This window comes from Bartonella sp. MM73XJBT (assembly GCF_028618465.1).
Classification (GTDB): domain Bacteria; phylum Pseudomonadota; class Alphaproteobacteria; order Rhizobiales; family Rhizobiaceae; genus Bartonella.
Window position 1 is genome coordinate 1 of record NZ_JAQISY010000066.1, and the last position, 4,192, is coordinate 4,192.

The window sequence follows — 4,192 nt, forward strand, 5'->3', positions numbered from 1 at the left end:
ATCCATATGGATGACAGTGACAGAGCATCATCATCTGAATCGGAAAAAGCAGAAACAACACCTGAGAAAGAAGAGGAAGACAAAGAGAAGAAAGGCGGTGTTCTCGCAACCTATCATGATATCCGCAGTGGTGAAAAAAAAGAAGTCAAAGTTGGTAATCCGCCGTTTCATGAACTCAAATATACCTACCATAACCAATCAGAGGCTGTTACGGCTATTACTGCTTATCGCAATAAATCATCTCGTGGGAAATCTTCTTTCTCATGTGATATCGGTGGTGATCCCTTTGTGCAAGCAGAAGCAAAGCTTGTTCAAGAGCCCCCTTTCCGCTCCTACATTCCAGCAGAATGGCGCATCAAAAGCGTCAAACACAAGCTTGATAAGACGGGTGGATATACAACAAAAATAGAGTGCGAACTTTTTGATAAAGCCCAAGAAGATGCGGCTGGAAACGTTGCAGACACCACACCAGACAAGGATGATACCCTTGATCCAAACGCCCCACCCAATGCATGCGACGAAGGAGACGGCGTCATCCATATGGATAAAGAAGATATCAATTAGCATAAATATTAAAAATCACAGAAAGCTGCTTGACAATATGGCAACAATGTGTCTATTGTCGAATCAGGTGCCTAACGAACACCTTAAATACCAAGCGGACGAGCTACCGAGATAGTTTATTTTCCGCACATTAAAGGCTTTGACTCATTGTATGTGATACGCATATAATGATCTCGTCGGGTGTGGTTACGCTATACAATACCCTTGCGGGAAAAGCGTAACGACGGACTTGGTACCGTGTTTGTTAGCGCCCGGCACTCTTTATTGAGTGTCATTAACAAACGTCTATTACCAAGGAGTTCACAATGAACACACTTATTCCGATATCGGAACAAACTGTTGGACAGGAAATTGTTCAAACAGTAAATGCACGTAACCTGCACGCATTCTTAGAGGCAAAACGAGACTTTTCCAATTGGATTAAGGACCGCATTATCAAATACAATTTAGAAGAGGGAATAGATTATATTTTAACGCTCGCCAAAACTGGCGAACGTCAAAATGTAGTATTAAAAGAATATTACCTTACACTAAATGTAGCCAAAGAACTTTCTATGGTTGAGAATAATAAGAAAGGTAGAGAAGCGCGTTTATACTTTATCAAATGTGAACGGCTCTTGAAACAAGTAGTGACACCACAAATAGATTACTCAACGCCTCAAGCATTACTTGGTGTCTTGAATCACTTACAAAGTCAAATCGAACAGAAAGATCATGTGATTGCAGAACTAACTCCAAAAGCACAAGCTTTGGAGGGCTTAAAACGCTCTGATGGTTTGTTTGGTTTGATAGAAGCAGCAAAGATGTTAGAGGTACGACCAAAGGACTTAACTGATTACTTGCGTAAACATGATTGGGTGTATCGTCGAGCTCCAGGGAAGCCTCTATTACCTTATCAGGATAAAATCAAGAAAAGATTCATGGATTGTCCTGCGATTACCATTCAGAGACCAGATGGGACAGAAAAGGTACTGCCTTCAACAAAAATCACCTCCAGAGGTTTGGCATGTTTGAGAGAACAAATCGATGGAGGTGTACAATGAATACCAGTATTGATTTTTTATGCGATTTATGGATGGCGTTGTATCAGTTTTCTGATCGTGATGATATTGAAGATAAGGCTTTTAATACTCTCATTGAAACCATGGATGCGATAGAAAAAGCTTTAATTTTCAAGCTTCAAGATGAAACCCCAAATGCACTAAAAATTTTAGCCATGATTACACATTTTGGAACTTTAAGACCACCTCCGATTATAGAATCTTTATTGCGTGCTTACGAACCAGACTTAAATAACCCCATTAAAAAAGTTGCTTAAGTAAATATATACTCCCTCCTCGTTCTCAAAAATGGGGAGGTGGTTAATACAGATCAAATGTGTGGAATTGATCGTTCAAGAGGTTGTACAGCTAAGCGAAGTCCCATGGTACGTAGTAAAGCATTTAGGCTACGGAACTCTGGATTACCTTTTTCTGAAAGTGTACGATAAAGCTGTGTAGGATTCAGTTTGGCTGCTTTAGCTACAGCTTGAACACCACCATAGGCTTTTGCCATTTGACGAAGTGTTACAAGCAGTTCCCCCTGATCACCATCTGCTAGGATTGCATCAAGGGTCGCTGCTGCTACTTCAGGGTCATCATGGAATATTTCTGCCATTGCATCATCATGGCTACGGTCTTTCATCTTTGCACTCCTTTAATCTTCACGGTTTTGCCAATCGTACCAACAAGCACATGCACGAGTGATATCGGTGTCTTGTGTTTTTTTAGTACCACCGCATAATAACAATAATACGGTCTTGCCAGACTGAGCATAATAAACTCTATAACCAGGACCAATATTCATACGCAATTCATAGACACCATCACGAAGCGGTTTGAAATCCCAAAGTTTCCTTTCTCTAAACGATTAAGACGGCGAATAATTGCAGTTTTAGCTTGCACATCACGCAGCTTTCGCAGCCAATCAGTTATCAAGTCTTTGCCATCAGAGGTAAGGTAGTGACGTATTTCAAACATAATATATATTCGTTTATAAACGAATATTTGTCAAGAAGGAAATGATTAAGAGGCTTCTTCTAAAGCTGCCTGCTCCTTACAATTCTTTTGGATAGGCGTTAAACTCATTTGTAAATCTAATGCACTTAAAACACTAAGAAAAGTAGAAAGCCGTGGGTCGCCTTTATCACTTAAAGAACGATAAAGAGACTCTCTTGATAGTCCTGTATTTTGAGCGATTTTACTCATTCCTTGGTTTTTTGCTATTATACCAAGAGCATGAGCAAGATACTTACTATCTTTGCTTTCAAGAGCATCTTCTAAAAGAATCCTTTGTGTCTCAGGCGTCTTGAAATATTCACTTGTGTCAAATTTAGTGATTTCCATGTTTCATTTCCTTTACTAATTGAAGAGCTTTTTCGATATCCTTTTGTTGCGTAGCTTTATCACCTGCATTTAATAACAAAATGATTTGTTTACCTTGTTTTACAAAATAGATTCTATAGCCAGGACCATGATGTATTTTTAACTCTCCAATTCCACGGAAAAATTTTACATTTCCAAGAAATCCCGTTTCTATTCTTGCTATCCGTTTAACAATATGCGCTTGCGCAATCTCATCTTTTAAAGAATCTAGCCATTTTATAAAATGCTCTGTTTTGTATACTGTAAACATTTGTAACTTATAAGATACAATTATTGCAATGTCAAATACATTCTTTTGTTCCAATGAAAAAGCTACATGAAGCTTAACCAAGCTATCTTTCCGAAGAAAAAAATCCAATTTTTATTTTACTATTCCTAAAAATACAGCCAAACAACGCTCAATTTCTACCATTTTATCTACAGAAATGAAACCGAAAGCTGAACTAATTTTTTCACATCTTACCGTCATAATTTTATCAATCATTACTTGCGAAGGTTTCTGCAAACCATTCTTGTCGTTTGGCTGAATCGTAATGCGGAGTAATGGAGCATCAATAAGTGTACTTGTAATTGGTAAAACCGTCACGCTTGTATGTTCACTAAATTGATTAGCTTGAATGATCAATGCGGGTCTTGGTTTACCAAAATCACCTTGTATCGCTATTGTTACCAGAGAACCACGCATCATTCTGTCCATCCATCAACATCCATTAAAGATTGATCCATAAACAACTGTATAGATGTATCAGCTTTATCCATTTTTGCCACTAAGCGGGTTTGACGGTGGCACTCTTCTGCAAAATTCGGCTGGCGTGTATCTGGAACCCAAATTTGCATTAGGCGCAAACCTGCTTTTCTTTGTGCATTGCGATATTTTTGAACCCGTTCATTAACGTGCATTGTACCCATAACAAAATCTCCTTTTGTTTCATGTAACGTATAACACAGAAAAAAGTTACATGAAACGAGATTCTTACAATACGCGATAATTACAATTTTAGATTTTCACTCAGCCTCACCTTGTGTGGGGCTTTTTTTATGGAGAATTTTATGCGAAAAATATCACAAGAGGGTCTTACACTCATCAAACAATGGGAAGGCTTGCGTTTGAATGCCTATAAAGACGCCATCGGGGTATGGACAATCGGTTATGGACATACCAACAGTGCTGGCAAACCTTTTGTCCATAAAGGCATGACAGTCAC

The 4,192-nt window shown here is 38.6% G+C and carries 8 protein-coding genes and 2 pseudogenes; 4 read left to right on the plus strand and 6 right to left on the minus strand.

The genetic code is table 11. The features are described from left to right. The 3 genes and pseudogenes from PVV69_RS09270 to PVV69_RS09280 all read left to right on the plus strand — a co-directional run. Window positions 1-564 (plus strand): annotated as a pseudogene (locus PVV69_RS09270) (late control protein); the annotation flags it as partial. A 305-nt stretch (window positions 565-869) separates the two neighbouring features. After that, the gene (locus PVV69_RS09275; protein ID WP_273757277.1) at window positions 870-1,607 is read left to right on the plus strand and encodes an antA/AntB antirepressor family protein; all 738 of its coding nucleotides are present in this window, start codon (window positions 870-872) and stop codon (window positions 1,605-1,607) included. Next, window positions 1,604-1,882 carry a hypothetical protein gene (locus PVV69_RS09280; RefSeq protein WP_273757278.1) on the plus strand — a complete coding sequence of 93 codons (279 nt, stop codon included), beginning with the start codon at window positions 1,604-1,606 and terminating at the stop codon, window positions 1,880-1,882. Before PVV69_RS09275 ends, PVV69_RS09280 begins: the two co-directional genes overlap by 4 nt. Before the next feature lie 53 nt (window positions 1,883-1,935). Here the strand turns inward: PVV69_RS09280 and PVV69_RS09285 are convergent, their stop codons facing one another. From PVV69_RS09285 to PVV69_RS09310, 6 genes and pseudogenes are all read right to left on the minus strand, one after another. Further along, window positions 1,936-2,247 (minus strand): DNA-binding protein, encoded by a 312-nt coding sequence (locus PVV69_RS09285; RefSeq protein ID WP_273757279.1) that lies wholly within the window; start codon window positions 2,245-2,247, stop codon window positions 1,936-1,938. A 12-nt stretch (window positions 2,248-2,259) separates the two neighbouring features. Beyond that, window positions 2,260-2,582 (minus strand): annotated as a pseudogene (locus PVV69_RS09290) (type II toxin-antitoxin system RelE/ParE family toxin). A gap of 45 nt (window positions 2,583-2,627) precedes the next feature. After that, a complete protein-coding gene (locus tag PVV69_RS09295) occupies window positions 2,628-2,948 on the minus strand; it encodes an addiction module antidote protein (protein WP_273757280.1) in 321 nt (106 codons plus the stop codon). Then, entirely contained in the window at window positions 2,935-3,237 is a 303-nt protein-coding gene (locus tag PVV69_RS09300; protein WP_273757282.1) for a type II toxin-antitoxin system RelE/ParE family toxin, read from the minus strand. Before PVV69_RS09300 ends, PVV69_RS09295 begins: the two co-directional genes overlap by 14 nt. Before the next feature lie 111 nt (window positions 3,238-3,348). Continuing rightward, complete coding sequence (locus PVV69_RS09305) at window positions 3,349-3,672, minus strand: type II toxin-antitoxin system PemK/MazF family toxin (RefSeq protein WP_273757283.1); 324 nt, start codon at window positions 3,670-3,672, stop codon at window positions 3,349-3,351. Next, entirely contained in the window at window positions 3,672-3,896 is a 225-nt protein-coding gene (locus PVV69_RS09310) for an antitoxin MazE family protein (protein ID WP_273757281.1), read from the minus strand. Before PVV69_RS09310 ends, PVV69_RS09305 begins: the two co-directional genes overlap by 1 nt. A 141-nt stretch (window positions 3,897-4,037) precedes the next feature. On the opposite strand from PVV69_RS09310, the gene PVV69_RS09315 reads away from it, so the two are divergent. Beyond that, on the plus strand, window positions 4,038-4,192 hold a 155-nt coding region (locus PVV69_RS09315), incomplete at its 3' end, for a lysozyme (protein WP_404978382.1).